25 protein-coding genes are annotated in these 24,308 nt (G+C 73.5%); 12 read left to right on the forward strand and 13 right to left on the reverse strand.

The window, feature by feature from the left end; translation table 11 throughout:
* The first annotated feature begins 23 nt into the window (after positions 1–23).
* Complete coding sequence (locus tag ACIF80_RS12135; RefSeq protein ID WP_399802769.1) at positions 24–707, forward strand: uracil-DNA glycosylase; 684 nt, start codon at positions 24–26, stop codon at positions 705–707.
* 135 nt (positions 708–842) lie between these two features.
* Positions 843–1,373 (forward strand): hypothetical protein, encoded by a 531-nt coding sequence (locus ACIF80_RS12140; RefSeq protein WP_399802772.1) that lies wholly within the window; start codon positions 843–845, stop codon positions 1,371–1,373.
* A 22-nt stretch (positions 1,374–1,395) separates the two neighbouring features.
* On the opposite strand, the gene ACIF80_RS12145 is transcribed toward ACIF80_RS12140, so the two are convergent.
* The 3 genes from ACIF80_RS12145 to ACIF80_RS12155 all read right to left on the reverse strand — a co-directional run bounded on the left by ACIF80_RS12145 (position 1,396) and on the right by ACIF80_RS12155 (position 3,250).
* Positions 1,396–1,887 (reverse strand): hypothetical protein, encoded by a 492-nt coding sequence (locus ACIF80_RS12145; RefSeq protein WP_399802775.1) that lies wholly within the window; start codon positions 1,885–1,887, stop codon positions 1,396–1,398.
* Between the two features lie 192 nt (positions 1,888–2,079).
* Positions 2,080–2,589 (reverse strand): DinB family protein, encoded by a 510-nt coding sequence (locus ACIF80_RS12150; RefSeq protein WP_399802777.1) that lies wholly within the window; start codon positions 2,587–2,589, stop codon positions 2,080–2,082.
* 43 nt (positions 2,590–2,632) lie between these two features.
* The gene (locus ACIF80_RS12155) at positions 2,633–3,250 is read right to left on the reverse strand and encodes a TetR/AcrR family transcriptional regulator (RefSeq protein WP_399802779.1); all 618 of its coding nucleotides are present in this window, start codon (positions 3,248–3,250) and stop codon (positions 2,633–2,635) included.
* 111 nt (positions 3,251–3,361) lie between these two features.
* Here ACIF80_RS12155 and ACIF80_RS12160 point away from each other — a divergent pair, with 111 nt between their 5' ends.
* Complete coding sequence (locus tag ACIF80_RS12160) at positions 3,362–4,558, forward strand: FAD-dependent monooxygenase (RefSeq protein ID WP_399802781.1); 1,197 nt, start codon at positions 3,362–3,364, stop codon at positions 4,556–4,558.
* 85 nt (positions 4,559–4,643) lie between these two features.
* A complete protein-coding gene (locus tag ACIF80_RS12165; protein WP_399802785.1) occupies positions 4,644–5,552 on the forward strand; it encodes a Gfo/Idh/MocA family protein in 909 nt (302 codons plus the stop codon).
* On the opposite strand, the gene lnt is transcribed toward ACIF80_RS12165, so the two are convergent.
* Positions 5,473–7,050 (reverse strand): apolipoprotein N-acyltransferase, encoded by a 1,578-nt coding sequence (gene lnt, locus ACIF80_RS12170; RefSeq protein ID WP_399802786.1) that lies wholly within the window; start codon positions 7,048–7,050, stop codon positions 5,473–5,475. The two genes, ACIF80_RS12165 and lnt, sit on opposite strands and share 80 nt — an antisense overlap.
* Positions 7,051–7,129: 79 nt before the next feature.
* A complete protein-coding gene (locus ACIF80_RS12175) occupies positions 7,130–7,618 on the reverse strand; it encodes a nuclear transport factor 2 family protein (protein ID WP_399802789.1) in 489 nt (162 codons plus the stop codon).
* Between the two features lie 167 nt (positions 7,619–7,785).
* Here ACIF80_RS12175 and ACIF80_RS12180 point away from each other — a divergent pair, with 167 nt between their 5' ends.
* Positions 7,786–8,526, forward strand: coding sequence for an SDR family NAD(P)-dependent oxidoreductase (locus ACIF80_RS12180; protein ID WP_399802791.1), 741 nt, complete (start codon positions 7,786–7,788; stop codon positions 8,524–8,526).
* A gap of 47 nt (positions 8,527–8,573) precedes the next feature.
* Here the strand turns inward: ACIF80_RS12180 and ACIF80_RS12185 are convergent, their stop codons facing one another.
* From ACIF80_RS12185 to ACIF80_RS12195, 3 genes are all read right to left on the reverse strand, one after another.
* A complete protein-coding gene (locus ACIF80_RS12185) occupies positions 8,574–8,753 on the reverse strand; it encodes a hypothetical protein (protein ID WP_055595367.1) in 180 nt (59 codons plus the stop codon).
* Between the two features lie 176 nt (positions 8,754–8,929).
* Entirely contained in the window at positions 8,930–9,805 is an 876-nt protein-coding gene (locus ACIF80_RS12190) for an undecaprenyl-diphosphate phosphatase (protein WP_399802795.1), read from the reverse strand.
* A gap of 170 nt (positions 9,806–9,975) precedes the next feature.
* Positions 9,976–10,770 (reverse strand): TVP38/TMEM64 family protein, encoded by a 795-nt coding sequence (locus ACIF80_RS12195; protein WP_399802798.1) that lies wholly within the window; start codon positions 10,768–10,770, stop codon positions 9,976–9,978.
* 443 nt (positions 10,771–11,213) lie between these two features.
* Between ACIF80_RS12195 and tuf the strand changes: the two genes are divergently transcribed.
* The gene (tuf, locus tag ACIF80_RS12200) at positions 11,214–12,383 is read left to right on the forward strand and encodes an elongation factor Tu (RefSeq protein WP_399802801.1); all 1,170 of its coding nucleotides are present in this window, start codon (positions 11,214–11,216) and stop codon (positions 12,381–12,383) included.
* A gap of 146 nt (positions 12,384–12,529) precedes the next feature.
* Complete coding sequence (locus ACIF80_RS12205; RefSeq protein ID WP_399802803.1) at positions 12,530–13,375, forward strand: spermidine synthase; 846 nt, start codon at positions 12,530–12,532, stop codon at positions 13,373–13,375.
* Here ACIF80_RS12205 and ACIF80_RS12210 read toward each other — a convergent pair.
* Entirely contained in the window at positions 13,337–14,641 is a 1,305-nt protein-coding gene (locus ACIF80_RS12210) for an MFS transporter (protein ID WP_399802806.1), read from the reverse strand. The genes ACIF80_RS12205 and ACIF80_RS12210 overlap by 39 nt on opposite strands.
* Positions 14,642–14,770: 129 nt before the next feature.
* Complete coding sequence (locus tag ACIF80_RS12215) at positions 14,771–15,787, reverse strand: hypothetical protein (protein WP_399802809.1); 1,017 nt, start codon at positions 15,785–15,787, stop codon at positions 14,771–14,773.
* Between the two features lie 283 nt (positions 15,788–16,070).
* On the opposite strand from ACIF80_RS12215, the gene ACIF80_RS12220 reads away from it, so the two are divergent.
* Positions 16,071–16,508 (forward strand): DUF4442 domain-containing protein, encoded by a 438-nt coding sequence (locus ACIF80_RS12220; RefSeq protein WP_399803916.1) that lies wholly within the window; start codon positions 16,071–16,073, stop codon positions 16,506–16,508.
* Between the two features lie 53 nt (positions 16,509–16,561).
* Here the strand turns inward: ACIF80_RS12220 and ACIF80_RS12225 are convergent, their stop codons facing one another.
* Positions 16,562–17,026, reverse strand: a complete 465-nt coding sequence (locus ACIF80_RS12225) for a Crp/Fnr family transcriptional regulator (protein ID WP_399802811.1) — start codon at positions 17,024–17,026, stop codon at positions 16,562–16,564.
* 364 nt (positions 17,027–17,390) lie between these two features.
* Between ACIF80_RS12225 and ACIF80_RS12230 the strand changes: the two genes are divergently transcribed.
* Together ACIF80_RS12230 and ACIF80_RS12235 are read left to right on the forward strand one after the other, a co-directional pair.
* Positions 17,391–18,335, forward strand: coding sequence for a universal stress protein (locus ACIF80_RS12230; RefSeq protein WP_399802813.1), 945 nt, complete (start codon positions 17,391–17,393; stop codon positions 18,333–18,335).
* 282 nt (positions 18,336–18,617) lie between these two features.
* Positions 18,618–20,996 (forward strand): phosphoketolase, encoded by a 2,379-nt coding sequence (locus tag ACIF80_RS12235; RefSeq protein ID WP_399802815.1) that lies wholly within the window; start codon positions 18,618–18,620, stop codon positions 20,994–20,996.
* 36 nt (positions 20,997–21,032) lie between these two features.
* On the opposite strand, the gene ACIF80_RS12240 is transcribed toward ACIF80_RS12235, so the two are convergent.
* Positions 21,033–21,566: a gamma carbonic anhydrase family protein gene (locus ACIF80_RS12240; protein WP_399802817.1), complete on the reverse strand. Its 534-nt coding sequence runs from the start codon at positions 21,564–21,566 to the stop codon at positions 21,033–21,035.
* A gap of 108 nt (positions 21,567–21,674) precedes the next feature.
* Here ACIF80_RS12240 and ACIF80_RS12245 point away from each other — a divergent pair, with 108 nt between their 5' ends.
* Positions 21,675–22,496 carry a DapH/DapD/GlmU-related protein gene (locus tag ACIF80_RS12245; protein WP_399803919.1) on the forward strand — a complete coding sequence of 274 codons (822 nt, stop codon included), beginning with the start codon at positions 21,675–21,677 and terminating at the stop codon, positions 22,494–22,496.
* 66 nt (positions 22,497–22,562) lie between these two features.
* Positions 22,563–23,120: a YbaK/EbsC family protein gene (locus ACIF80_RS12250; RefSeq protein WP_399802820.1), complete on the forward strand. Its 558-nt coding sequence runs from the start codon at positions 22,563–22,565 to the stop codon at positions 23,118–23,120.
* Between the two features lie 52 nt (positions 23,121–23,172).
* On the opposite strand, the gene ACIF80_RS12255 is transcribed toward ACIF80_RS12250, so the two are convergent.
* Positions 23,173–24,288: a cation diffusion facilitator family transporter gene (locus ACIF80_RS12255; protein WP_399802822.1), complete on the reverse strand. Its 1,116-nt coding sequence runs from the start codon at positions 24,286–24,288 to the stop codon at positions 23,173–23,175.
* Between the last annotated feature and the right edge of the window lie 20 nt (positions 24,289–24,308).

A 24,308-nucleotide genomic window follows, 5' to 3' on the forward strand; every position in this document is an offset into this window, starting at 1 on the left:
ACCGCAAGCGTGAGGACGTTGACGTGACCGACACCGCCATGCTGCCCGAGTCCTGGCGCGGGATTCTGGGCGACGAGCTGCAGCAGTCCTACTTCGAGGAGCTGACCGAGTTCGTCGAGGAAGAGCGGGCGAAGGGTCCCGTCCACCCTCCCCGCGAGGAGGTCTTCGCCGCGCTCGACGCGACGCCGTACGACAAGGTGAAGGTCCTGATCCTCGGTCAGGACCCCTACCACGGCGAGGGCCAGGGCCATGGGCTGTGCTTCTCGGTGCGTCCCGGCGTGCGGATCCCGCCGTCGCTGCGGAACATCTACAAGGAGATGCACGCGGAGCTGGGCACCCCCGTCCCGGACAACGGCTATCTGATGCCGTGGGCCGAACAGGGCGTGCTGCTGCTCAACGCGGTGCTCACGGTGCGCGGCGGCGAGGCCAACTCGCACAAGGGGCGCGGCTGGGAGCGGTTCACCGACGCGGTCATCCGCGCCGTGGCCGACCGGCCCGACCCGGCGGTGTTCGTCCTGTGGGGCAACTACGCGCAGAAGAAGCTGCCGCTGATCGACGAGAGCCGCCATGCAGTGGTCAAGGGGGCGCACCCGTCGCCGCTGTCGGCGAAGAAGTTCTTCGGCTCCCGTCCGTTCACTCAGATCAACGAGGCGGTGGCGGCACAGGGCCACGAGCCGATCGACTGGACCATCCCGAACCTGGGCTGACGCCCGCCGGCCCGGGGCACGCCCGGTCCCCGGTGGCAGGGGCGGTCCGGTGCGTCGCGGAGCGGCTCGGCCCGGATCGTCCCCGCCTGCCGTAGCGTCGGCAGCGACGATCCGGCGAGCGGTGCGGAGGGCGTGGTGGCGGACGGACAGGAGCAGGCGGCGCTGGATTCCGTACTGACGCGGATCGGGCAGGTCGTGATGCTGCACCACGCGGGGGACCGGGAGGAGGCGAGGCACCGTCTCCTCGGGCTGTGGACGGAGATCGGCGCCCACGGCGACGCCCTGCACCGCTGCACGCTCGCCCATTACCTGGCCGACACCCAGGACGATCCGGAGGACGAACTCGCCTGGGACCTGAGGGCGTTGGCGGCGGCGAACGAGGCCGAGGGCGAAGCCGCCGGTGACCGCTCCGCCGGGTACGAGGGCATGCCCGCGGTGCGCGCCCTCTATCCCTCCCTGCACCTCAACCTCGCCGCCGACTACGCCCGGCTCGCCCGCCCCGACGCCGCCCGCACCCACCTCCACCGGGCCCGCGGCGCCGCCCGCGTCCTCGCCGACGACACCTACGGCGACAGGGTCCGGGCCGCCATCCGGCGCATGGAGATCCGACTGGAGGAGGAAGGCGGCCCGGCCGGGGGGTGGGGGCCGCCGAGACAGCGTTCGTAGGGCAGGGCAGGCCCTGCGACGGTCAACGCCCGTAGGTCTCCTCGCAGATGGCCGCTTCCGGGCTGTCCGCGGGCCAGCGGCCGTATTCCCTGCCCAGGGCGCAGACCTCCGCCCGCCCGCGCAGGTCGCGGCGGACCGCATCCGCGACCTCGGAGACCTCCGCGGCGGGTGTCCGGGGTGAGGTGGCCCTGCCGTCGGCCGGACCACCGGGGGCCGGCCGACGGTTCCGGCCGTCCTGCGGAGCGGCCCCCTGCGGCGCGGGTGCCGTGGGGGCGGCACGGTGCGAGGGGGACGCGGGCGACTTCGTGGGACGCGACGGATCGATCATCTCCAGGGCCTCGCGCGCGGGCGCCTGGACCACCTGCCGCGTCCGGGCGTCCGGGCGCGGCTCCGACCACCGGGCCGCGCCCGCGTCCGGGCCGGGCGCGGGGGGACGCTGAACCGTCACGCAGCCCGCGAGAGCGGAGACCGCCACGGTCACCAGCAGTACTGCTCTGGTCGTCTTTCGATGCACCCACGTCACTCTGCTCCCTCCGGCCGCCCGGGCGCCGGAGGACGGGCGGAGGATGCCCCGCAAGGGTGATCTCCGACCCCGTACGGGGGTCATGGGAGTGCCGAGGGTGACGCGCGGTCGGGCCCCGGCCGGGGAACGGAGGGGGCGGGCGCACCGCGATCAGGGGCGCACCCGGCCGGTCCGGTGCCGCCGTCAGTCGCCGGTGGCACCGTCGAGCCGCTCGCGGAGCAGGTCGGCGTGACCGTTGTGACGCGCGTACTCCTCGATCATGTGGGTGTGGATCCAGCGCAGGGTGATCCGTTCGCCGGACCGGTGCCGTCCCTTGGCGAGATCGTCCAGACCGAAGCCGGCCGCGTTGCGCCGGGCGATGTCGATCTCGGCCTGCCAGGTCGTGTACACCTCCTGCCAGGTCTCCGTCCCGGTGAGGTGGAACTCGCCGTCCGGGTCGGCCTCGTCGTAGTGGAGCGGGTCGGCGTCCTCGCCCGCGAGCACCCTGCGGTACCAGCCGCGCTCGACGTCCGCCATGTGCCGTACCAGCCCCATCAGGGACAGCTCGGACGGCGGCACCGAGGCGGTGCGCAGTTGTTCGTCGGTCAGGTCCTCGCACTTCCAGGCGAGGGTCTGGCGGTGGTAGTCGAGCCAGCCCTCCAGCATGGTGCGGTCACCGGCGTCCATGGCGGGTTCGTGGCGCTGAGTCGTCATGCACACATCCTTTCCGGTCGCGGCGGCCCGACGCCAGAGCTTTTCAGCCGTCGGGCGCTCGGCGGGGGGTGAGCATCCCGTCCAGCAGTTCCCGCAGGCTCGCCCGCACCTCCTCCAGGGTGGGCACGCGCGCGCTGAACGAGCCGGCCACGCAGGAGAACATCAGCCCGTCCGCCCAGGCGATCAGCGACAGCGCGTGCCGGTCCGGGTCCGTGGAGCCGAGCCCGGTGACCAGGCCGGTGAGCAGGTCGCGGAACTGGGCGCCGACCGCGTCGAAGTGGGTTCGCAGCTCGGGGCGGCGGGTGGCCTCCAGGGCCAGTTCGTAGCGGGCGAGGGTCAGTTCGCGGTTCCGGGTGAGGGCGCGGTGGGCGGCCAGCGCCATCGCGTCGGTCAACGGGCCCGCCCCGGCCCGCGGGTCCGGCATCTCGTGCAGTCCGAGCACCCGCGCTTCCCGCTCGGCGAGCCGCCGCACCGCCAGCTCCAGCAGTGTCTGCCGGGTACGCGCCACGTTCGAGGTGGACCCCTGGGGGAGCCCGGCCGCCTCGTCGACCGCCCGGTGGGTGAGGCCGCGCATCCCGCGCTCGGCGAGCAGGGCGAGAGCGGCGTCGGCGACGAGATCGGCGCGGGAAGCGCCCGCGGTGCGTGCGGTGCGTACGGACATGATGGTCAAACTACCCGCTTCACTACGGCTGTAGTACAGTCGGTCCCGGTGGTTACTACAGGTGTAGTGACCGTGTGCGGGAGCCGGCCGACCGGGAACCGAGGAGGAGCCATGGCGCAGGCACAGGTGGAGCGGGCTGTCGTGATCGGCGGGGGGATCGGTGGCCTGACCGCGGCCGCCGCCCTGCACCGGCGCGGGACGAGGGTGACCGTGCTGGAGCGGTCCGGCTCCCTGGAGCCGGTCGGCTCCGCCATCTCCCTCGCCCCCAACGCGCTGCGCGCACTGGACGTCATCGGGCTCGGCGACGACATCCGCGCCCTGTCCGCCTGGCAGGGCGACGGGGGACTGCGCGCACCGGGCGGGCGCTGGCTCGCCCGGACCGGCGCGGACGCCGCGGCCGAGCGCTTCGGCGGACCCCTCGTCCTGCTCCACCGCGCCACCCTCATCGACCACTTGGCGGGACGGCTCCCGGCGGACACCGTCCGCACGGCCGCCGCCGCGCACCTCGTCGATCCGGGAGACCCCGGCGACCCCGCCCGGCCCGCCCGGGTGGGCACCGCCGACGGCGAACTCGAGGCCGACCTGGTGGTGGCCGCCGACGGCATCCACTCCGCCGTGCGCCACGCGCTCTTCCCGCACCATCCCGGGCCGGTGTACTCCGGCTTCACCACCTGGCGGACGGTGGTCCCGCTGCCCGGCGTGCGGTTCGCCTCGCACGAGACCTGGGGCCCGGGCCGTCTCTGGGGCACACATCCGCTCAAGGACGGCCGTGTCTACGCGTACGCCGCCGCCCTGGCCCCCGCCGGGGAACACGCCGCCGACGACGAGCGTGCCGAACTGCTGCGCCGCTACGGGGACTGGCACGATCCGATCCCCGCCGTGCTGGACGCCGCCCGGCCCGGGGACGTGCTGCGGCACGACGTCCACCACATCACCGAGCCGCTGCCCGCCTACCACCACGGCCGGGTCGCCCTGGTCGGTGACGCCGCGCACGCGATGCCGCCCACCCTGGGCCAGGGGGGAAACCAGGCCGTCGAGGACGCGGTCACCCTCGCCCACCACGCCGGCGACCTGTCCGCGTACACCGCCGACCGGCTGCCCCGCACGACCGGCATCGCCCGCCGGGCAGTGCGGGCGGCCCGCCTCAACCTGATGACCAACCGTGCCGGGATCGCCGTACGCGACACCGCGATCACCGTGCTCTCGAGGACCGTCCCGGCACTGCTCCTGCGAAGCTTCGACGAGGTCGCCTCCTGGCGGCCGCCGACGTCGGACGCCGTATCCTTCGGGGCAGAACCACGACAGTGATCACGGCGGTGACGATCACGGCGGAGCCGGTGACCGCCGGCCGTGCCCATGCCCGTGACAGGCAACCGCTGGAGGAGAACACCCCGTGAAGGTCGGCTGCATCGGACTCGGCGACATCGCGCAGAAGGCCTACCTTCCGGTGCTCGCCACCCGGCCCGGCGTGGAGCTGCACCTGCAGACCCGCACCCCCGCGACGCTCACCCGCGTCGCCGACGGCCTCCACCTGCCGCCCGGACAGCGGCACGCCGACCTCGACGCCCTGCTCGCCCAGGATCTCGACGCCGCCTTCGTGCACGCCCCGACCCGGGTCCACCCGGAGATCGTGACCCGGCTGCTCGAGGCGGGCGTGCCGACGTACGTCGACAAGCCGCTCGCCTACGAACTCGCCGACTCCGCCCGCCTCGTGGCCCTCGCCGAGGAGCGGGGAACGAGCCTCGCCGTCGGCTTCAACCGGCGCTACGCCCCCGGCTACGCGCAGTGCGCCGGCCACCCGCGCGAGCTGATCCTGCTGCAGAAGAACCGGACCGGGCTGCCGGAGGAACCGCGCACGATGATCCTCGACGACTTCATCCACGTCGTCGACACCCTGCGCTTCCTGGTTCCCGGCCCGGTCGACGACGTGACCGTGCGGGCCCGCACCGAGGACGGGCTGCTGCACCACGTGGTGCTCCAGCTCGCCGGGGACGGCTTCACCGCCCTCGGCGTGATGAACAGGCTCAGCGGCTCGGCCGAGGAGGTCCTCGAGGTCTCCGGCCAGGACACCAAGCGGCAGGTGGTCAACCTCGCCGAGGTGATCGACCACCAGGGCCGGCCCACCGTGCACCGGCGGGGCGACTGGGTGCCGGTGGCGCGTCAGCGCGGAATCGAGCAGGCGGTGCTCTCCTTCCTCGACGCGGTCGGCGAGGGCAGGACGCTCAGTGCCCGGGACGCGCTGGCGACCCATGAGCTGTGCGAGCGTGTGGTGCGTGAGGTCCAGGAGCGGGCCGCCGCCTGAGCCGCACGGCCCGTACGCCCTCGATGGCCCCCCACGCGGCCAGGACCAGCAGTGCCGCGTGCAGCGGCCAGTCGCCGAAGCGGACGTAGGGCGTGGTGCCGTGGGCGAGCGGGACGTCGTACACCCGCGCGGTGCTCGCGTCCGTGCCGAGCCACGGGCCGACCCGCCCGCCGTCCGGGCCGTGGACGGCGGAGACACCGGTCAGCGTCGCGTGCACCATCGGCCGCCCGGTCTCGGCGGCGCGCAGCGCGGCGAGCGAGGCATGCTGCCGGGGCGCCCAGCTCTGCTGGAACGTCGACGTGGACGACTGGGCGAGCAGTACATCGGCACCGTCCTCGGCCAGATTCCGGCTCATGTCCGGGAACGCGGACTCGAAGCACACCATCGGGCCGATCCGCAGCCCGCCGCCCGCGTCCATCACCACCTGCTCGGTGCCGCGCCTGCGGTCCTCGCCCGCCGCCTCACCCACGGACGTCGCCCAGCCCAGCAGGGAGCGGGCCGGGACGTACTCCCCGAACGGAACCAGGCGCATCTTGTCGTACCGGTCCCCGGTGAGACCGTCGGGGCCGACCAGCACCGAACTCTTGTGGATGCCGGGCCGGTCGGAGCGCCGCGCGTCCACGTTGACCAGGATCCCGGCGCCCGTCGCGCGGGACAGCGCGGCGAGCCGCCGCGCCAGGCCGGGCCGGGCGCCGAGGTCGAATCCGACGCTGCTCTCGCCCCAGACGACCAGGTCGACGCCTTGGCCCGCGAGCCGGCGGGTGAGCCGCTCCTCGCGGTCGAAGCGCCGGTCCGCGCTGTCCGGCCCGGAGACGACGCCCGGCTGGACGACCGCGATCCTCGTCCGGCCGTCCGTCTGCGCGACAGGCGCTCCCACCCAGGCGACGGACGTGACCACGCCCGCGGCGACCAGACCGGCCACGGCCGGCACCCTCGCCCGCCGCACCGCGCACAGCACGGCCACGGCGACGTTCAGCAGCACCACCAGGAAGCTGAGCAGCCACACCCCGCCGACCGACGCCAGCCGCAGCGCCGCCGTCACCTGCCACTGACTCGCACCGAGCACGCCCCACGGGCCGCCCAGCGCCTCCCAGGAACGGACCAGTTCGGCGGCCAGCCAGGCCGACGGCAGCACGACCAGGGCGACCGCGACCCGTCCCCGCGAGGGCACCCCGCCCAGCAGCCGTCGTACCAGCCACCCCCAGGGCGCCCACAGCACGCCGAGCAGGGCCGCGAGGACGAACGTGAACACATGCAGGTTCGGCAGCAGCCAGTGGTGCATCGCGAGCATGAAGCCGAACCCGCCCCACCAGCCGTCGAACGCGGCACGCCGGCCGGTGGGCGCGGTGCGGGCCAGTGCGGTCCACGGCACCAGCGCGACGTAGGCGAACCACCACAGGGACGGCGCCGGGAAGGCCAGCACGGGCAGGGCACCCGCGACCGCGGCGACGGCCGAGCGCCGCCACGGGGAGACGAGCCAGTGGCCGAGCGTCTTCAACGGCGCCTCCCTACCCCTCCCGCCCCGTGCGTGCCTCCAGTGTGCGCCCCGGACAAGATCCGGAACAGGGCGCGTCGGCTCAGTGGACCACGGGTGCCGCGGACCGGGCGGGGGGACGCCGCCACTTCTCGCGCACGATCACCTCGTTCAACCGCCAGCCCTCGTCCGTGCGCAGCATCCCGAACGCGTACCGCCCCCCGCACACGAAATCCGGTGCGGCCGGCCCGTCCCCGTCGCCTGCAGCCGCACCCATCGGGTTCACGTAGTCCGCCTGCACCCGGGCCGTGTCACCGGCGTCCTGCTCCCAGACCCCGAAGCGCACCCGCCGGTTCACGATCAGATGCTGCCGCACCGGAAACCCCCGCAGGCTCTCCGCGAGCCAGGCCGCCACCCTCCCGGCGTCGCCCTCGATGCCGCCGGCCGAGCGGTAGTCGGCCCGCCCGTCCGACGTGAACAGTCCTCGATACGTCTCCCAGTCCCCGTCGTCGACCGCCACCGCGTACTCGGTGACGATCTCGTCCACGGCCAGCCTGTCCCGCACGGTCGCAAGCTCCACACGCTGCGTCATCGGCTCAGTGTTGGCCATCGCAGGCCCGGAACCAAGAGCCCTGCGCAGTTGTTCACCCGGCGTGAAGGTCCGCTTCCCCCCACCCGGCAGCGGGTACGGGCCCGGCCGGGCGTGTGTCAGGCTGTGGATCTTCGGTAGGCGGGGCGGGCTGGTGTTCGGAGGTCGGCGTGAAGAGAATCGTCACGGTGGTGACCGGTGGTGGCCGGGGGATCGGGGCCGCTGTCTGCCTGCGGCTCGCGGGGGAGGGGCATGACGTGGTGGTGGGGTACGTGCGGGACGCCCCGGCCGCGGAGCGGGTGGCGGAGGGAGTGCGTGCGGCCGGGGCGCGGGCCGTCACCGTGCGGGGGGACACGTCCGACGAGGTGGATGTCGAGCGTCTGTTCGATGCTGCGGAGCGGGAACTGGGGCCGGTGACGGGGCTGGTGAACAACGCGGCGGTGACCGGGCCGCTGGGGCGGTTCACCGATGTCGACACCACGACCCTGCGCCGGGTCGTCGACGTCAACCTCATGGGAACCCTGCTGTGCTCGCGCCGCGCCGCACAGCTCATGACACCCCGGGGCGAGGGGACGATCGTGAACATCTCGTCGGGGGCCGCCACTCTCGGCAGTCCCGGCGAGTACGTCCACTACGCGGCGACCAAAGCCGCCGTCGACACCCTCACGGTGGGACTCGCCAAGGAACTCGGACCGGTCGGCATCCGCGTCAACGCGGTCGCGCCGGGCGTGATCGACACGGAGATGCACGCCGCCATGGGCGCCCCCGACCGGGCCCGACAGGCCGGCGCCGCGGTGCCGCTGCGCCGCCCGGGGCAGCCGGAGGAGATTGCCGCGGCCGTCGCCTGGCTGATGTCACCGGACGCCTCGTACACGACGGGGGCGGTGCTGCGGGTGGCGGGCGGGCGCTGAGCGAGGGCCTGCCCAAAGGCATGGACGGGCCGACGCGACGGCGGGGCTCAGGCCGCCTTGACGACCTGGTCGCGGATCGCCGCCGCCCACTCGACCACCAGGAGTTCGTACTCCGCGCGTTCCTGGGCCGACAGGGAGCCGCCCGCACGCAGCCACAGTGCTCGGATGTGCTCGTTGACCTCGGCGGCCGACCGCACGGAACCAGGGGTCACGCAATCGGGGGACATACCGAACAGCCTAGGGCCACGCACTGACAGCGCGCTACCGGACGGCTACCCGCCACCTATGGGTTCGGTCACGTCCCCACGGACGGCCGGAACACGGACGGCCGGAGCACGGACGGCGGGTCACGAACGTCAGGTCCCGGACGTCAGGTCCCGGACGCCGGGGCAGGGACGGCGGGTCAGCTCGCCGACTCCGCCGCGTGCGGGCTGAGGACGCCCATGCTCACCAGGACGAGGATGACGATGCCGAGCGCGATGCGGTACCAGACGAACGGCATGAAGCTCTTGGTGGTGATGAACTTCATGAACCACGCGATCACCGCGTAGCCGACCACGAAGGCCACGACCGTCGCGAAGATCGTCGGGCCCCAGGTGACATGGCCGCCCTCGGTGGCGTCCTTCAGCTCGAAGAGGCCCGAGGCGAGGACGGCGGGAATCGCGAGCAGGAAGGAGTAACGGGCTGCCGCCTCGCGCCTGTACCCCATGAACAGGCCGCCGCTGATGGTCGCGCCGGAGCGGGAGACACCCGGGATGAGCGCCAGGGCCTGGCAGAACCCGTAGATCAGGCCGTCCTTGACGGTCAGGTTGTCGAGCGACTTGAGCTGCTTCGGCGAACGGTGCCGTCCCCCCTGCTCGTCCCGCGCCGCCAGCCGGTCGGCGACACCGAGGACGATGCCCATGCCGATCAGCATTGCCGCGGTGAGCCGCAGGTCGCGGAACGGCCCCTCGATCTGGTCCTTCAGCGTCAGGCCGAGGACTCCGATCGGGAGCGAGCCGACGATGACGAGCCAGCCCATCCGGGCGTCGGGGTCCCGGCGCATCTCCTTGTTGGTGAGCGAGCGCGTCCAGGCCGACAGGATCCGCGCGATGTCCTTGCGGAAGTAGATCAGCACGGCGGCTTCCGTGCCGATCTGGGTGATCGCGGTGAAGGCCGCGCCCGGGTCCTCCCAGCCGGAGAAGGCCGCGGTCAGCCGCAGATGCGCGCTGGAGGAGACGGGGAGGAACTCGGTCAGCCCTTGGACGAGTCCGAGGATGAGGGATTCAAACCAAGACATGAGGCAGCGGTGTCCAAGTGCCGATCGCGGGAGGGGACGACGTGGGCACGCCGAAACGCCATGTGCGGTGATCGATGATCAGGCGTGCCGAGTCGGAAGAGTAGCGCCCCAAGATGAACGCTGGATGCCGGGTGCCGGGCCGGTTCGTCGGCCCGGCACCCGGCCTGTCCTCACCGTGCCCGCAACTGGTGCCGCTTGCGCCAGGCCACCACCCCACCCACCAGACCCGGCACGGTGATGCAGGCCAGCGCGATCAGGAAGGCCGGGGACGTCGGCGTGGAGGCGCGGGCACCGGCGACGACGTAGGCGGCGGTGTTCGGGATCGAGCCGAGCCCCGTCGCCAGCAGGAACGGCAGCAGACCCATCCGGGAGACGGCGGCGCAGTAGTTCGACGCGGCGAACGGCACCCCCGGGAACAGTCGCGCCGCCAGCATCGAGCGGAAGCCGTGCCGGCTCAGCTGGTGGTCCGCCGCCTTCAGCCAGCGCCCTCGCAGCAGCGGACGCAGCGCGTCCTGGCCGAGCGCCCGCCCGAGGCAGAACGCGAGCCCGGCACCGAGCACCGTGCCGCCCAGAGCGGCGCCGAGCCCCAACTGACTGCCGAACAACGCGCCCGCGGCGAGGTTCAGGATCGGGCGTGGTACGAACGCCACCGTGCACACCCCGTAGGCCACCGCGTAGGCGACGACCGCCGCGGCACCGCCGAGCTGCGACGGCAGGCCGTCGGTCAGCAGCTTCTGCGGCTCCAGGAGCAGCATGGCCGAGGCCGCGGCGGCGAGCAGCACGACCAGCAGGGACAGGCGCGACCAGGGGGACAGCAGGACTCTGGCGCAGCGGGCGGCGACGCCCGCCGCGGGTGCCGCCGCGGGTGTCGCCGCAGGGGCGAGGACGGCGGTGGTGAGCTGTGCGGCGGAGGCCCGGGGAGAGGCCGTAGCGGTGCCCCCAGAGCGGTTGGTGGCATCGAGCATTCGGTGACACTAACCGACGAATGCGACCGGCCGCCGTAGTGTGCGTCTCAGACGTGCCACAGCGGCCGGAACTCCCGGGGCGCGACGCACCGCGTGCGAGGGCCGACCGCGTACCGCGGAAAACCATTCGACGCCGGGCGCCGTGCCCGCCAGGATCGACGACATGTTCCGGCACGCAGCCTTCCTCCTCGCAGCATCCGCCACCGCGGATGCCCCGAAGGCTGCCGTCCGTGTCCTCGCAGTTCTCGCAGCCGCAGCCGCTGCCGCTGCCGTTGCCGCAGTCGCTGTCGACGGCGCCCGAAGCTGACCCTCCCCGGATCGTCCGGCGGACCCCCCAGGGGGAGGGTCGGCAGGTTCCCAGGGGTCCCCGTCCCGGCCGCGCGCCCATCCGGCCGCACCGGGGCCGATCACGCGTCATCACCGAGAGACTTCGAGGTACCGCCATGTCCAAGACGGCGTACGTCCGCACCAAACCGCATCTGAACATCGGCACGATGGGACACGTCGACCACGGCAAGACCACCCTGACCGCCGCCATCACCAAGGTCCTCGCCGAGCGCGGATCCGCCGGCTTCGTGCCGTTCGACCGCATCGACCGGGCGCCCGAGGAGGCGGCGCGCGGCATCACCATCAACATCGCGCACGTCGAGTACGAGACCGACACCCGGCACTACGCGCACGTCGACATGCCCGGCCACGCCGACTACGTCAAGAACATGGTCACCGGCGCCGCGCAGCTCGACGGGGCGATCCTCGTGGTCTCCGCGCTCGACGGGATCATGCCGCAGACCACCGAACACGTGCTGCTCGCCCGGCAGGTGGGCGTCGACCACATCGTCGTCGCCCTCAACAAGGCCGACGCGGGCGACGAGGAGCTGACCGACCTGGTCGAGCTGGAGATCCGCGAGCTGCTCTCCGCGCACGGCTACGGCGGCGACTCCGCGCCCGTCGTACGGGTCTCGGGGCTGAAGGCGCTGGAGGGCGACCCGCGCTGGACGGCGTCGGTCGACGCGCTGCTCGACGCGGTGGACACCTATGTGCCCCTGCCCGAGCGGTACGTGGACGCGCCGTTCCTGCTGCCGGTGGAGAACGTGCTCACCATCACCGGCCGGGGCACCGTGGTCACCGGCGCGGTGGAGCGCGGCACGGTCCGTCCCGGCGACCGCGTCGAGGTGCCCGGTGCCGGGGTGGAGTCGGTGGTGACCGGCCTGGAGACCTTCGGCAAGCCGATGGAGGAGGCGCAGGCCGGGGACAACGTGGCACTCCTGCTGCGCGGGGTGCCGCGGGACGCGGTGCGGCGCGGGCACGTGGTGGCCGCGCCGGGCAGTGTGGTGCCGAGCCGGAGTTTCACGGCGCGGGTGTACGTGCTGTCGGCCCGCGAGGGCGGCCGTACGACTCCGGTGTCGACCGGCTACCGGCCGCAGTTCTACATCCGCACCGCGGACGTCGTCGGCGACGTCGACCTCGGGGAGACGGCGGTCGCGCGGCCCGGCGACACGGTCACGATGACCGTGGAGCTGGGGCGTGAGATGCCGCTCGAGCCGGGGCTCGGCTTCGCGATCCGCGAGGGCGGCCGCACGGTCGGCGCCGGGACGGTGACGGCGGTCGGCTGATCCCGGATCCCGGATCCCGGATCCCGGATCCCGGATCCCGGGTCCTGGAGTCCGGGCTCCGGAGTCTGGGGCAGTCCTGGGCGGCACGCCGGGCGCCCGCCCCCGCACGGGGCGGGCACCCGGTCGTGCGACGGCACAATGGGACGGTGAACGAGCCGATACCCGTGACCCGTGCCGTCGGTCACGGCACCGCGAAGCTGATGCCCGACGTCGACCGGGAGCGGGCATGGCTGCTGACGGTCGACGGGGCACCGCAGTCGTACGTCGACCTGGACGAGCCGGCCCATCTGGAGTTCGAGTACATCCGGCGGCTCGGACACGTGCTGGACACCCTCGCCGAGCCGGGGCACCCGCTGGACGCGCTGCACCTCGGCGGCGGCGCGCTCACCCTGCCCCGCTACCTGGCCGCGACCCGCCCCGGCTCCCGGCAGGACGTCGTCGAGTTCGACCGGGAGCTGCTGGACCTGGTCGCCGAGCAACTGCCGCTGCCGGAGGGGGCGGACGTCACACTGCACGCGGCGGACGCCCGCGCCTGGCTGGAGGCCGCCCCCGACGCCTCGGCGGACGTCCTGGTCGCCGACGTCTTCGGCGGCTCACGCGTCCCGGCGCACCTGACCTCCGTCGCCTACGCCCGTGAGGCCGCCCGGGTCCTGCGGGCCGACGGCGTCTACCTCGGCAACCTCGCCGACACGGCCCCCTTCGCCTTCCTGCGCTCCCAACTGGCCACCCTGGGTACGGTGTTCGAGGAACTGGTGCTGATCGCCGAGCCGGGAGTGCTGCGCGGACGCCGTTTCGGCAACGCCGTCCTCGCCGCCGCGCACCGCCCCCTCGACATCGCGGCCCTGGCCCGGCGCACCGCCGCCGACGCCTTTCCCGCCCGCGTCGAGCACGGCGCGGCCCTGCGGGACTTCACCGGCGGGGCGCGGCCGGTGCGGGACGCGGACGCCGTACCGTCACCCGAGCCCCCCGACGGGACGTTCGGCATCGGCTGACTCCTTGCCGCCGGCGTCCGGGGCCGCCCCGGTGACGGATACCGTCCGGCGCCGCAGATTGCGTACGTCCGGTACGCACAGCACCGCCGCCGTGACCACGACGACCAGCACGGCGCAGCCCCACAGCGCCTCCGTGCGCCCGAACGCGGTCTCAGCGGGACCCGCCAGTGCCATCGTGGCCGGCACCAGGGCGACGGACCCGAACCAGTCGTAGGCCGACACCCGGGACAGCTTCTCCTCCGGGATCTCCTGGTGAAGCGCCGTCATCCAGGAGACTCCGAACACCTCCACGGTCACTCCGGTCACGCACATCACCGCGCACAGGACCGCCACCGGTACCGGCACGGCGAGCGCGGCGGACGGCAGGGCCAGCGGGAACACGCACAGGGTGCCGACGAACAGCAGGCGGCGCGGTTTCCAGCGGGTCATCAGCAGCGCGCCCAGTACCGTGCCCGCGCCGAAGAAGGCGAGGGCCAGGCCCCAGGGTGCCGCACCGCCCAGATGGTCCCGGGCGACGAGCGGACCGTAGACCGCGTCGGCCGCGCCGACCACGGCGTTGGCGATGGAGAACTGGATGACGATGCCCCACAGCCAGGGCCGGCCGGAGAACTCCCGCCAGCCGTCGCGGAGGTCGGAGAGCAGACCGCCGCCCGGGGCGCGCGGCGGTATGTGTTTCACGTCGAGGAAGGCCCGCAGCGCCGCCGCGACCGCGAAGGCCGCCGCGTCCGCCGCGAGTACCCAGCCCGGCCCCATCGCCGCGATCATGAGGCCGCCGAGGGCGGCGCCGCCGAGTGTCGCGCCCTGCATCGCCATCCGGAACACCGCGAACGCCCGGCCGGCCTGCTCGCCCTCGACCGAGGAGAGCAGCATCCCCTCGGCGGCCGGCCCGAAGAACGCCTGGCCGACCCCGCCGAGCGCGCTGAGCAGCATCATCTGCCACAGCTGGGCCTCGCCTGCCAGGACCAGCACCGCGAACGCGGCCTGCGAGGCACAGTTGAGGACATTGGCCGCGACCATCACATGGTGGCGCGGCAGCCGGTCCGCGACGGCGCCGCCGATCAGCAGGAACAGCACCAGCGGCAGGGTGCGGGCGGCGGCCACCAGTCCCACGTCGCCGCCGTCCCCGCCCGCGCCCAGCACCGCGAACGCGGAGGCGATCAGGGAGCCGTGACTGCCCAGGCTCGTCACCACGGCGGAGGCGGTCAGCAGGGTGTAGTTGCGGCCCGCCCAGGCGGGACGGCGTGAGGAGGAGGCGGTGGTCGGCACCCCGTGACTATCGCCGGGGCGGGGCCGACTTGCCAAATGTGTTGCCGCATGCGCCGAGGGCTCCTCCGGCCGCTTCCGCCTCCGGGCGGAGGGAAGCGGCCGGAGGAGCCCTCGGCTCTCTCCTGCCTGCTACGACTCGGTCGGTGCTTCCTCGGTGAGGCGTACCGTGCTGAGGATCTTCTGCACGGTCTCCTCCGGGATCTCGTCCTTGACGCCCTTGGCGCCGTACAGGTTCCAGGTGACGAAGTCCCCGGCACCGTTCTTGAACCCGAAGGCGATCGCCTTGCCCTCGCTGTCGCACTTGCCGTTCTGGGGCGTGTTCTCCGAGTACGCCGTGGCGACGCTGCCCTTGATGCCCGAGGCGGTCGTGTACGCCTTCGGCTTCTCGGTCTTCACGCTCTTCTTGTCGGGCTGTGTGTAGCCGCCGTAGATCCACCAGGGCACCCGGGTCTCCGCGGCCTGGTCCGTGGTCTTGGCGCCGTTCTCACCCCGGGTGCCGGCGGTGACGAGGGAGGTGTCGTCCTCGCGGCCGTCCTTGTCGTCGTCGCTCGTGCACCACTTGGACTTCAGGTAGGCGGGGGCGGTGACGGTGGTGCGGTCCAGCTCACCGTCCTTCTCCTCCCATTCGAAGCCCACGCTGGTGCCGGGGTTCTCGATCTCCCAGTCGGCGGGGACGTCGAACTTGGTGCCGAAGCGCGTGTTCGTGACGACCTGCCAGCCCGGGATCGTCGCCTTCTCGGCGTCACCGCCCCGCGGGTTGTCGTCGGAGCCGGAACCGGAGGCGCTCGGCTCCGTGGAGGGCTCCTCGGACGCGCTCACGGACGGCTTCGCGTCCTTCTTGTCGGCGGTGTCGTCCTTGTCACCGCCCAGCACCAGGAAGCCGGTGACACCGGCGGCCACGACCACGGCCGCCGCGGCCACGACGGCCACGATCTTCGTCTGCTTCCCGCCGCCCCCGCCCTGCGGCGGCTGAGGTATGCCCACAGTGTCCGGCGTCCCCCACTGCGGCTGCTGCTGCGCGTACGGGTTCGGCTGCTGGGTGCCGGGCTGCTGGTACGGATTCGGCTGTTGGTACCCCGGCTGCTGGTACGGATTGTCGGACTGCGGGTTCTGCTCGCCCCCGGGCGGCTGGTTTCCTGGCCACATGGTCAGTCACCCTAGCCCGGCCAGTGACACGATTCGGTCACTGCCCGTTGACGGGGACGTAGCAACCCGGAGCCGGAAACGGTCCGCGGGCAACCCGGAGCGGCCGCGCCGCGTCGGATTCCCGTACGGCGGCGCCCCCTCGTCGCTCTCCGCCGGTCCGGTTTCGGCCGCACGGTACGGGGGAGCGGCGCGGGGGTGTGGCGGCGCACGACCGGCCACCGACTCCGCTACCTGGCCAGAGATGCCTACCCGTGAGTAACATGCGGTCATGAGCCACGATCGGATGACCATCGGCGAGATGCTCGCCGCCACGGTGCCCATGGCCCGGACCCTCAACCTCGAGTTCCTGGAGACCACTGCGGAACGGGCCGTGGTGTCCCTGCCGGACCAGGACGACTACCACAACCACGTGGGCGGCCCGCACGCCGGCGCGATGTTCACCCTCGGGGAGTCGGCGAGCGGCGCCGTCGTGCTCGCCGCGTTCGGGGAGCAGCTCGCACGGGCCGTGCCGCTCGCGGTCCGGGCCGAGATCGCCTACCGGAAACTGGCGATGGGCCCCGTCACCGCCACCGCGACCCTGGGCCGTCCGGCCTCCGAGGTCGTGGCCGAGCTGGACGAGGGACGGCGCCCGGAGTTCCCGGTGTCGATCGAGATCCGGCGCGAGGACGGCGCCGTGACCGGCGAGATGACGGTCGTCTGGACCCTGCGCCCGGGCGGCTGACACCTGCCCGCGGCGGTCTGCCGCACCGGGTCACGGGTCCCGGGTTGTCCGCCTCAGATGCCGCTGCCCGCCCCGTAGGGCCCGTACAGGTCGAGCAGCCGGACCCGGGCGGAGTGCAGCCGGTGGGCGACCACATTGCCCACCCACTGGGCGAGGTCCCGCCCGAGGGCCGGTTCCTCCTCGCACAGAGCGCGGACCGCCGCGGCGTCGAACTCGTAGGCCCGCACCGGGGTGGCCGCCTCCGCGCCCAGATGCCAGACGTGCGGGCTGTACAGCCAGGACCAGCCGACGAGTTCGTTGTGCCCGAGACGCTCGATGACGGCGGCCCGGCGGCCGGGGACGTGCATGTCGAGCTCGACGGTGCCGGTACGCAGGACCCAGAACCGGTCCGCGTGGCCACCCTCCTCGAACAGCCGGGCCCCTTGCGGGAAGGACACCTCCCGGGCGGTCTCCAGGAGCTTCGCCCGGTGCTCGGCGGGCAGGGCGCGCGGCATGCTGGGGGACGGGGGAGCGAACATTGCGGGCCTCCCTTACGGAACGGGTGGACTGCCGATGGATGTGCCGGACGGTCCGATGCGGTTCCAGCCTCCTGCGGAACCCCGGCCGGAGCCATGGGCCGTACGGCCCTGATCGAGGGCGCCCGTCCCCTTTCCCGGTGACGCCGGTGCGTCCCCGGGCCGGGGCGGGCCCGTCGGCACCCGGACCCGGCTCCGTGCCCCGGGGCGGGACCTTCGGCCCGGGCGGGGACCTGTGGCCCATGTCGGCCGGCCGCCCGGCCCGCCGATACTGAAGGTGTTCGCAGCGACAGCAGTCCCGACAGCGGATCCGGCAGCAGCTTCGGCGGCAGTTCCGACAGCAGCTCCGACAGCAGGAGGTACGCGCATGCCCCGCACCATCATCATCGGCCTCGACGGTTCCGCCGAGAGCCGGGCCGCGGCCGAGTGGGCGGCCCGCGAGGCGAAGCTGCGAGGTCTGCCGCTCCGGCTGATCGAGGTCCGGGAGCCCCTTCCGGAGCCGGCCGCCCGGGCACCGCTCCCCGGCGCGGAGACCGGTCGGCAGCGGAACGGGGGCGGCGAGACGGAGGCGTCTCCGGCCGACGGCCGGGGGACGACGCCGGATGAGACCGCGGCCGGACTGCGGCTGCGCCACCCCGGGGTCGGGGTCACCGCGGAACAGGTCGCCGGCCGGCCCCACGAGGTGCTGGTCAAGGCCGCAAAGGACGCCGAACTGCTCGTGCTGGGCTCCCGCGGGATGAGCGGCTTCGCCGGATTCCTGGTCGGCTCCGTCGGCCTCGCCGTCGTGGCCCGCACCGAGCGGCCCGTCGTCCTGGTCCGCGCCGGGGAACAGGCCGCCGACGAACACGAGCCGGACCCCACGGGCATCCCGTCCGCCGCGACCCGCTACCGGCCGGTCCTGCTCGGCGTGGACGCCGACCGGCCCGACGACGCGGTGATCCGCTTCGCGTTCGCCGAGGCCGCCCGGCGGGGCACCGGGCTGCGCGTCCTGCACGGCTGGAACCTGCCGCCCTACTACGTCCACGGACTGCCGGCCGCCCCGGAGGTGTACCGGGCGGTCGCCGACCAGCAGGCCGCGACGCTCGCGAAGACGCTCAGCCCCTGGCGGGCGGAGTTCGGGGACGTCGACGTCGTGGAGGAGTCCTTCGGCGGCAGCCCGTCCATCCGGCTCATCGACGCGTCACGGGAGGCCTCGCTCGTCGTGGTCGGGCGGCGCGTCCGCCGCAACCCGTTCGGCATCCGCATCGGGCCGATCACCCACGCGGTGCTGCACCACTCCGCGGCCCCGGTCGCGGTCGTCGCACACGACTGATCCGGTCGTCCGGAGGAAGGGCGCGGGACGGGAGGGGGAGAGGACGGGAGTTTCCCGTGCTCCGATTGCGCCATCTGCCGTCGTCCGGCCTCCCGGGGGAATGGGGAGGGCGGAAACTGGTACCCCCCTCCCTGACACCGTCCCTGATCCCGTGCGAGTCCCCTTCTTCCGCCACCCCGCTTCTCCCGCCACCCCGCCCGTGCTTCCCACCGCCATTCGTCCCGCACCCCGGATCGCCTCGATCACCCGGATCCCCCCCGTCGATCACCCACGGAGCCAGCCATGCCCGAGGACCAGGACACCCGGACCGCACCGACCGACGAGGAGCTGCGCACGCTGGACGCCCACTGGCGGGCCGCCAACTACCTGGCGGCGGGGCAGATCTACCTGCTGGCGAACCCCCTGCTCACCGAGCCCCTCAAGCCCGAGCACATCAAACCGAGGCTGCTCGGGCACTGGGGCACCTCACCCGGGCTGAACCTGGTGTACACCCACCTGAACCGGGTGATCGGCGCACGCGGGCTGGACGCGCTCTGCGTCTGGGGGCCCGGCCACGGCGGCCCCTCCGTGCTGGCCAACTCCTGGCTGGAGGGCAGCTACGGCGAGAAGTACCCGGACGTCGGCCGGGACGCCCCGGGCATGGCACGGCTGTTCCGGCAGTTCTCCTTCCCCGGCGGCGTCCCCAGCCACGTCGCCCCGGAGGTCCCGGGCTCGATCCACGAGGGCGGCGAACTCGGCTACTCCCTCGCCCACGCCTACGGTGCCGCCCTCGACAACCCCGGTCTGCTGGTGGCCTGCGTGATCGGCGACGGTGAGGCCGAGACCGGGCCGCTGGCCGCGTCCTGGCACTCCAACAAGTTCCTCGACCCGGTGCACGACGGTGCCGTCCTGCCGATCCTGCACCTCAACGGCTACAAGATCGCCAACCCGACCGTCCTGTCCCGCCTTCCCGAGGCCGAACTCGACGCGCTGCTGCGCGGCTACGGGCACGAGCCGGTCCATGTGGCGGGCGACGACCCCGCCACCGTCCACCGGGCGATGGCCCGCGCCATGGACACCGCCCTGGACCGCATCGCGACGGCGCAGCGCGCCGCCCGTGAGGACGGCGCGACCGAACGGGTGTCCTGGCCGGTGATCGTGCTGCGCACCCCGAAGGGCTGGACCGGTCCGGCCGAAGTGGACGGCGTACCCGTCGAGAACACCTGGCGCTCCCACCAGGTGCCGCTGCCGGGCGTCCGCGAGAATCCGGAGCACCTGCACCAGTTGGAGGCCTGGCTGCGGTCGTACCGGCCCGAGGAGCTCTTCGACGCCGAGGGCCGGCCCGTCGCGGACGTCCTCGCCTGTGTTCCCGAAGGCGCCCGCAGGCTCGGTGCCACCCCGTACGCCAACGGAGGGCTGCTCGTCCGCGAACTGCCGATGCCGGACCTCGACGACTTCGCCGTCCCCGTCGACAAGCCCGGCACCACCCTCCACGAACCCACCCGCGTCCTCGGCGACCTCCTGAGGCAGGTCATGAAGGACACCGCCGGCCGGCGGGACTTCCGGCTCGTCGGCCCCGACGAGACGGCGTCCAACCGGCTGCAGGCCGTCTACGACGTCAGCGGCAAGGCCTGGCAGGCCGGCACCCTCGACGTCGACGAGGACCTCGACCCGCACGGCCGGGTGATGGAGATCCTCTCCGAACACCTCTGCCAGGGCTGGCTCGAGGGCTATCTGCTCACCGGACGGCACGGCCTGTTCTCCTGCTACGAGGCATTCGTGCACATCGTCGACTCGATGGTCAACCAGCACATCAAGTGGCTGAAGACCTCCCGCGAACTGCCCTGGCGCGCCCCCATCGCCTCCCTCAACTACCTGCTCACCTCGCACGTGTGGCGCCAGGACCACAACGGCTTCTCCCACCAGGACCCCGGCTTCGTCGACCACGTGCTCAACAAGAGCCCCGAGGTCGTCCGGGTCTACCTGCCGCCGGACGCCAACACCCTGCTGTCGGTCGCGGACCACGCGCTGCGTAGCCGCGACCACGTCAACGTCGTCGTGGCCGGCAAACAGCCCTGCTTCGACTGGCTGTCCATGGACGAGGCCCGCGTCCACTGCGCGCGCGGCGCCGGGGTCTGGGAATGGGCCGGCACCGAGAACGGCGGCGCGCCCGACGTGGTGCTGGGCTGCGCGGGGGACGTGCCCACCCAGGAGGTGCTGGCCGCGGCACAGCTGCTGCGCCGCCACCTTCCGGACCTGGCGGTCCGCGTCGTCAACGTCGTCGACCTCACCCGGCTGCTGCCCCACGGGGAACACCCGCACGGCATGACCGACTTCGAGTACGACGGCCTGTTCACCACCGACAAGCCCGTCATCTTCGCCTACCACGGCTACCCGTGGCTGATCCACCGCCTCGCCTACCGGCGCACCGGGCACGAGAACCTGCACGTCCGCGGGTACAAGGAGTCCGGGACGACCACCACGCCGTTCGACATGGTGGTCCGCAACGACCTCGACCGCTACCGGCTGGTCATGGACGTCATCGACCGCGTCCCGGGCCTCGCGGTCCGAGCCGCCGCCGTACGTCAGCGGATGGCCGACGCCCGCACCCGGCACCACGACTGGATCCGGGCCCACGGCACCGACCTGCCCGAGGTCGCCGAGTGGAGCTGGAACGCCTGAGCGCCCCGGTCCACCCGCCACTGTCCCCGCCAGGTCCTAAGGCGCACCGTGCACATCGCGGTGCGCCTCGGCCAGCTCCGCGTACATCGTCCCGTTGAGCGTCAGCCCCGCGCGCTCCTCCTCGGTCAGCTCCCGCCGGACCTTCGCCGGGACCCCTGCGACCAGCGAGCCCGGCGGCACCTCCATGCCCTGCGGCACCAGCGCCTGCGCGGCCACCAGGGAACCGGCGCCGATCACCGCGCCGTTGAGCACCGTGGCCCCCATGCCGATCAGGCAGTCGTCCCCGACCGTCGCCCCGTGCACCACGGCGTTGTGCCCGACGGAGACCCGCTCGCCGACCGTGACGGGGAAGCCCGGGTCGGCGTGCAGGGTGCAGTTGTCCTGGACGTTGCTGCTCGCGCCGACCGAGATCGTCTCCACGTCACCGCGCAGGACCGCGCCGTACCAGACGCTCGCGCCCGCCCCCAGCGTCACGTCCCCGATCACCGTGGCCGTGGGTGCCACGAAGGCGGTCGGGTCCACTTGCGGTTGCCTGCCGCCGATGCCGGTGATCAGCGCCTTGTGCGTCATCGTCGCCTCCTGGTCGGGTGATGACAGGCACCGTACGCCAGAGTGGTGGGGTGAAGATCACAGGGCGTACGACGCATGGGTGCCACACCCGGCGACTACGGTGAGCGGGTGCCGAAAAGCAGGAACACGTTCTCGTCCTGGCCGCGCCGCCTCGCGCAGCGCGCGGTCCACGCGGGCTGGGCCTGGGTGCAGCGCACGGGCTCGGTGACCGCCGAGCACCCCGGCCGCCTCCGCTTCGGCGCGATGGGCACGGGTACCAGGCTCGCCTTCCCGCTCGGCACCGTCTTCGGCGAACCCTGGATCCACCTCGGCGCCCACTGCATCATCGGCGAACAGGTCACCCTGACCGCCGGTCTGATGCCCGGCCTCGAGCTGGGCCCCCACCCGATCCTCCGCCTCGGCGACGGCGTCGTCCTGGGCCGGGGCAGCCATGTCATCGCCGACACCACCGTCACGATCGGCAGCGACTGCTACTTCGGGCCGTACGTCTACATCACGTCCACCAATCACTCCTACGACGATCCGCACGAGCCCATCGGCAAGCAGTGGCCGCGGATGGACCCGGTGGAGATCGGCCCCGGCTGCTGGATCGGCACCGGGGCGGTGATCCTCCCGGGCGCGCGGATCGGGCGGAACGTGGTGGTGGCCGCGGGCGCGGTGGTGCGGGGCACGGTGCCCGACCACGCCGTGGTCGCGGGCGCCCCGGCCCGGGTCGTACGCCGCTGGACCCCCGACGAGGGGTGGCAGCCGCCGCTGCGCACGCCGGCGCCGGTGCCGATCCCCAAGGGCGTCACACCGGAGCAGCTGCGGGCGCTGTCGGCGCTGGACGAGGAGGCCGTGGCCCGGCTCGCCGAGCTGGACGAGGAAGGCCCGCGCCGGCCGGCCGGGGACGGCGCGAACCGGCTGGTCGAGCTGGAGCCCGGGAGCTGAGGCCGGTCCCGCCCGTGCGCCGGGACACCCCGCCGGCGGCCGCCGCCCGGCTGTTACCGTGCCGCCATGCGCGCACCCATCGGCACCTTCGACCACGCCACCCCGGCCCCCGACTGCCTCGACGAACTCGCCGCGCCGGTCGCCGCGGCCGTCCGCGCCTGGAGCGGCAGCGTCCCCGCCGAGCAGATCCTCTACGTCGACACGGACCCGCGCTGGGCCGACACCGCCGTCTTCGTCGAGCACTACGGCCAGGACCTCCTCGAGCGGTCGGCGAACTGCGTGGTCGTGGCGGGCAAGCGGGGCGGTGGGAGCACCCTCGCCGCCTGCGTGGTCCTGTCCACCACCCGGGCCGACGTCAACGGCGTCGTGCGCCGCCGACTCGGCGCCCGCAAGGCGTCGTTCGCCCCGATGGACACGGCGACGGGGGAGAGCGGCATGGAGTACGGCGGCATCACCCCGATCGGACTCCCCGCCGACTGGCCGGTGCTCGTGGACGCCGCCGTCGTCGACCTGCCGTACGTGCTCGTCGGCAGTGGGCGCCGACAGGGCAAACTCCTGGTGCCGGGCAAGGCCTTCGCCGAACTGCCCGGCGCGGTCGTGCTGGAAGGGCTGGGAGTGGCCTGATCCCCGGTCGCTCACGGGGAGCGCGCCGGCCGGGTCGCGTCGGCCGTACCGGTCATGCCACCGCGTGGTGGGCCAGGGGAAGGTGCGGGTCGTGCTCACCCGGGACGGGTGCCGGGTCGGCGTGGACCAGGGCCGCGGTCAGCCGGGGTACGGCGTGCAGCAGGGCGTGCTCGGCGTCGACCGCGATGCGGTGGGCCTCCCGCACGGTCGCCCCGCCGTCCACCACGACCGCCACCTCGGCCCGCAGCCGGTGTCCGATCCAGCGCAGCCGCAGCTCACCCACCCCGCGCACCCCGGGAACCTGCCGCAGCGCCTGTTCGGCCCGGTCCACGAGCGCCGGGTCGACGGCGTCCATCACCCGCCGGAACACCTCCCGCGCCGCGTCCCGCAGCACCAGGACGATCGCCGTCGTGATCGCCAGCCCCACGACCGGGTCGGCGAGCTGCCACCCCAGGGCCGCCCCGCCCGCGCCCAGCAGCACGGCGAGTGAGGTGAACCCGTCCGTCCGGGCGTGCAGTCCGTCGGCGACCAGCGCGGCCGAGCCGATGGCCCGGCCGACCCGGATGCGGTAGCGGGCCACCCACTCGTTGCCCGCGAACCCGACGAGTGCGGCGACGGCGACCGCCGGTACGTGGTTTACCGGACGCGGGTCGAGGAGGCGGTCCACCGCCGTCCAGCCCGCGAAGACGGCGGAGGCGGCGATCGTCAGGACGATCGCGATGCCCGCCAGGTCCTCGGCCCGGCCGTAGCCGTAGGTGAAGCGGCGGGTGGCGGCCCGCCGGCCCAGCACGAAGGCGATGGCGAGCGGTACGGCGGTCAGCGCGTCCGCGGTGTTGTGGACCGTGTCGCCGAGCAGCGCGACCGAACCCGAGAGAGCCACCACGACCGCCTGGGCCAGCGCCGTCGCGCCGAGTGCCGCCAGGGAGATCCACAGCGCCCGCAGACCGCGGGCCGAGGACTCGAGGGCGGAGTCGAGTCTGTCCGCGGTCTCGTGGGAGTGCGGGGCGAGCAGATGGCGGAGCCGGCGGCCGGGCCGGAGACGGCCGTGGCGGCGTGAGGGCGCGCCGGGGTGCTCGTGGGGGTGCCCCGGCGGCTGCTCATGGCCGTGGCTGTGTCCGTGCCGGTGTCCGGACTCCTGGTCCTGGCCGTGCTCGTGCCGGTCGCTCACGTGGTCCCCTTCCGGTGCGC

This window comes from Streptomyces sp. NPDC085927 (genome assembly GCF_044540975.1).
GTDB classification, from domain to species: domain Bacteria; phylum Actinomycetota; class Actinomycetes; order Streptomycetales; family Streptomycetaceae; genus Streptomyces; species Streptomyces hirsutus.

Coding starts and splice junctions, on each gene's coding strand:
- ACIF80_RS12220 (WP_399803916.1), top strand. CDS start 16,071: ATGACCATCGGCGAGATGCTCGCCGCCACGGTGCCCATGGCCCGGACC.
- ACIF80_RS12250 (WP_399802820.1), top strand. CDS start 22,563: ATGCGCGCACCCATCGGCACCTTCGACCACGCCACCCCGGCCCCCGAC.
- ACIF80_RS12185 (WP_055595367.1), bottom strand. CDS start 8,753: ATGTCCCCCGATTGCGTGACCCCTGGTTCCGTGCGGTCGGCCGCCGAG.
- ACIF80_RS12235 (WP_399802815.1), top strand. CDS start 18,618: ATGCCCGAGGACCAGGACACCCGGACCGCACCGACCGACGAGGAGCTG.
- ACIF80_RS12225 (WP_399802811.1), bottom strand. CDS start 17,026: ATGTTCGCTCCCCCGTCCCCCAGCATGCCGCGCGCCCTGCCCGCCGAG.
- ACIF80_RS12230 (WP_399802813.1), top strand. CDS start 17,391: ATGCCCCGCACCATCATCATCGGCCTCGACGGTTCCGCCGAGAGCCGG.
- ACIF80_RS12195 (WP_399802798.1), bottom strand. CDS start 10,770: ATGCTCGATGCCACCAACCGCTCTGGGGGCACCGCTACGGCCTCTCCC.
- ACIF80_RS12160 (WP_399802781.1), top strand. CDS start 3,362: ATGGCGCAGGCACAGGTGGAGCGGGCTGTCGTGATCGGCGGGGGGATC.
- ACIF80_RS12175 (WP_399802789.1), bottom strand. CDS start 7,618: ATGACGCAGCGTGTGGAGCTTGCGACCGTGCGGGACAGGCTGGCCGTG.
- tuf (WP_399802801.1), top strand. CDS start 11,214: ATGTCCAAGACGGCGTACGTCCGCACCAAACCGCATCTGAACATCGGC.
- ACIF80_RS12215 (WP_399802809.1), bottom strand. CDS start 15,787: ATGTGGCCAGGAAACCAGCCGCCCGGGGGCGAGCAGAACCCGCAGTCC.
- ACIF80_RS12155 (WP_399802779.1), bottom strand. CDS start 3,250: ATGTCCGTACGCACCGCACGCACCGCGGGCGCTTCCCGCGCCGATCTC.
- ACIF80_RS12150 (WP_399802777.1), bottom strand. CDS start 2,589: ATGACGACTCAGCGCCACGAACCCGCCATGGACGCCGGTGACCGCACC.
- ACIF80_RS12240 (WP_399802817.1), bottom strand. CDS start 21,566: ATGACGCACAAGGCGCTGATCACCGGCATCGGCGGCAGGCAACCGCAA.
- ACIF80_RS12190 (WP_399802795.1), bottom strand. CDS start 9,805: ATGTCTTGGTTTGAATCCCTCATCCTCGGACTCGTCCAAGGGCTGACC.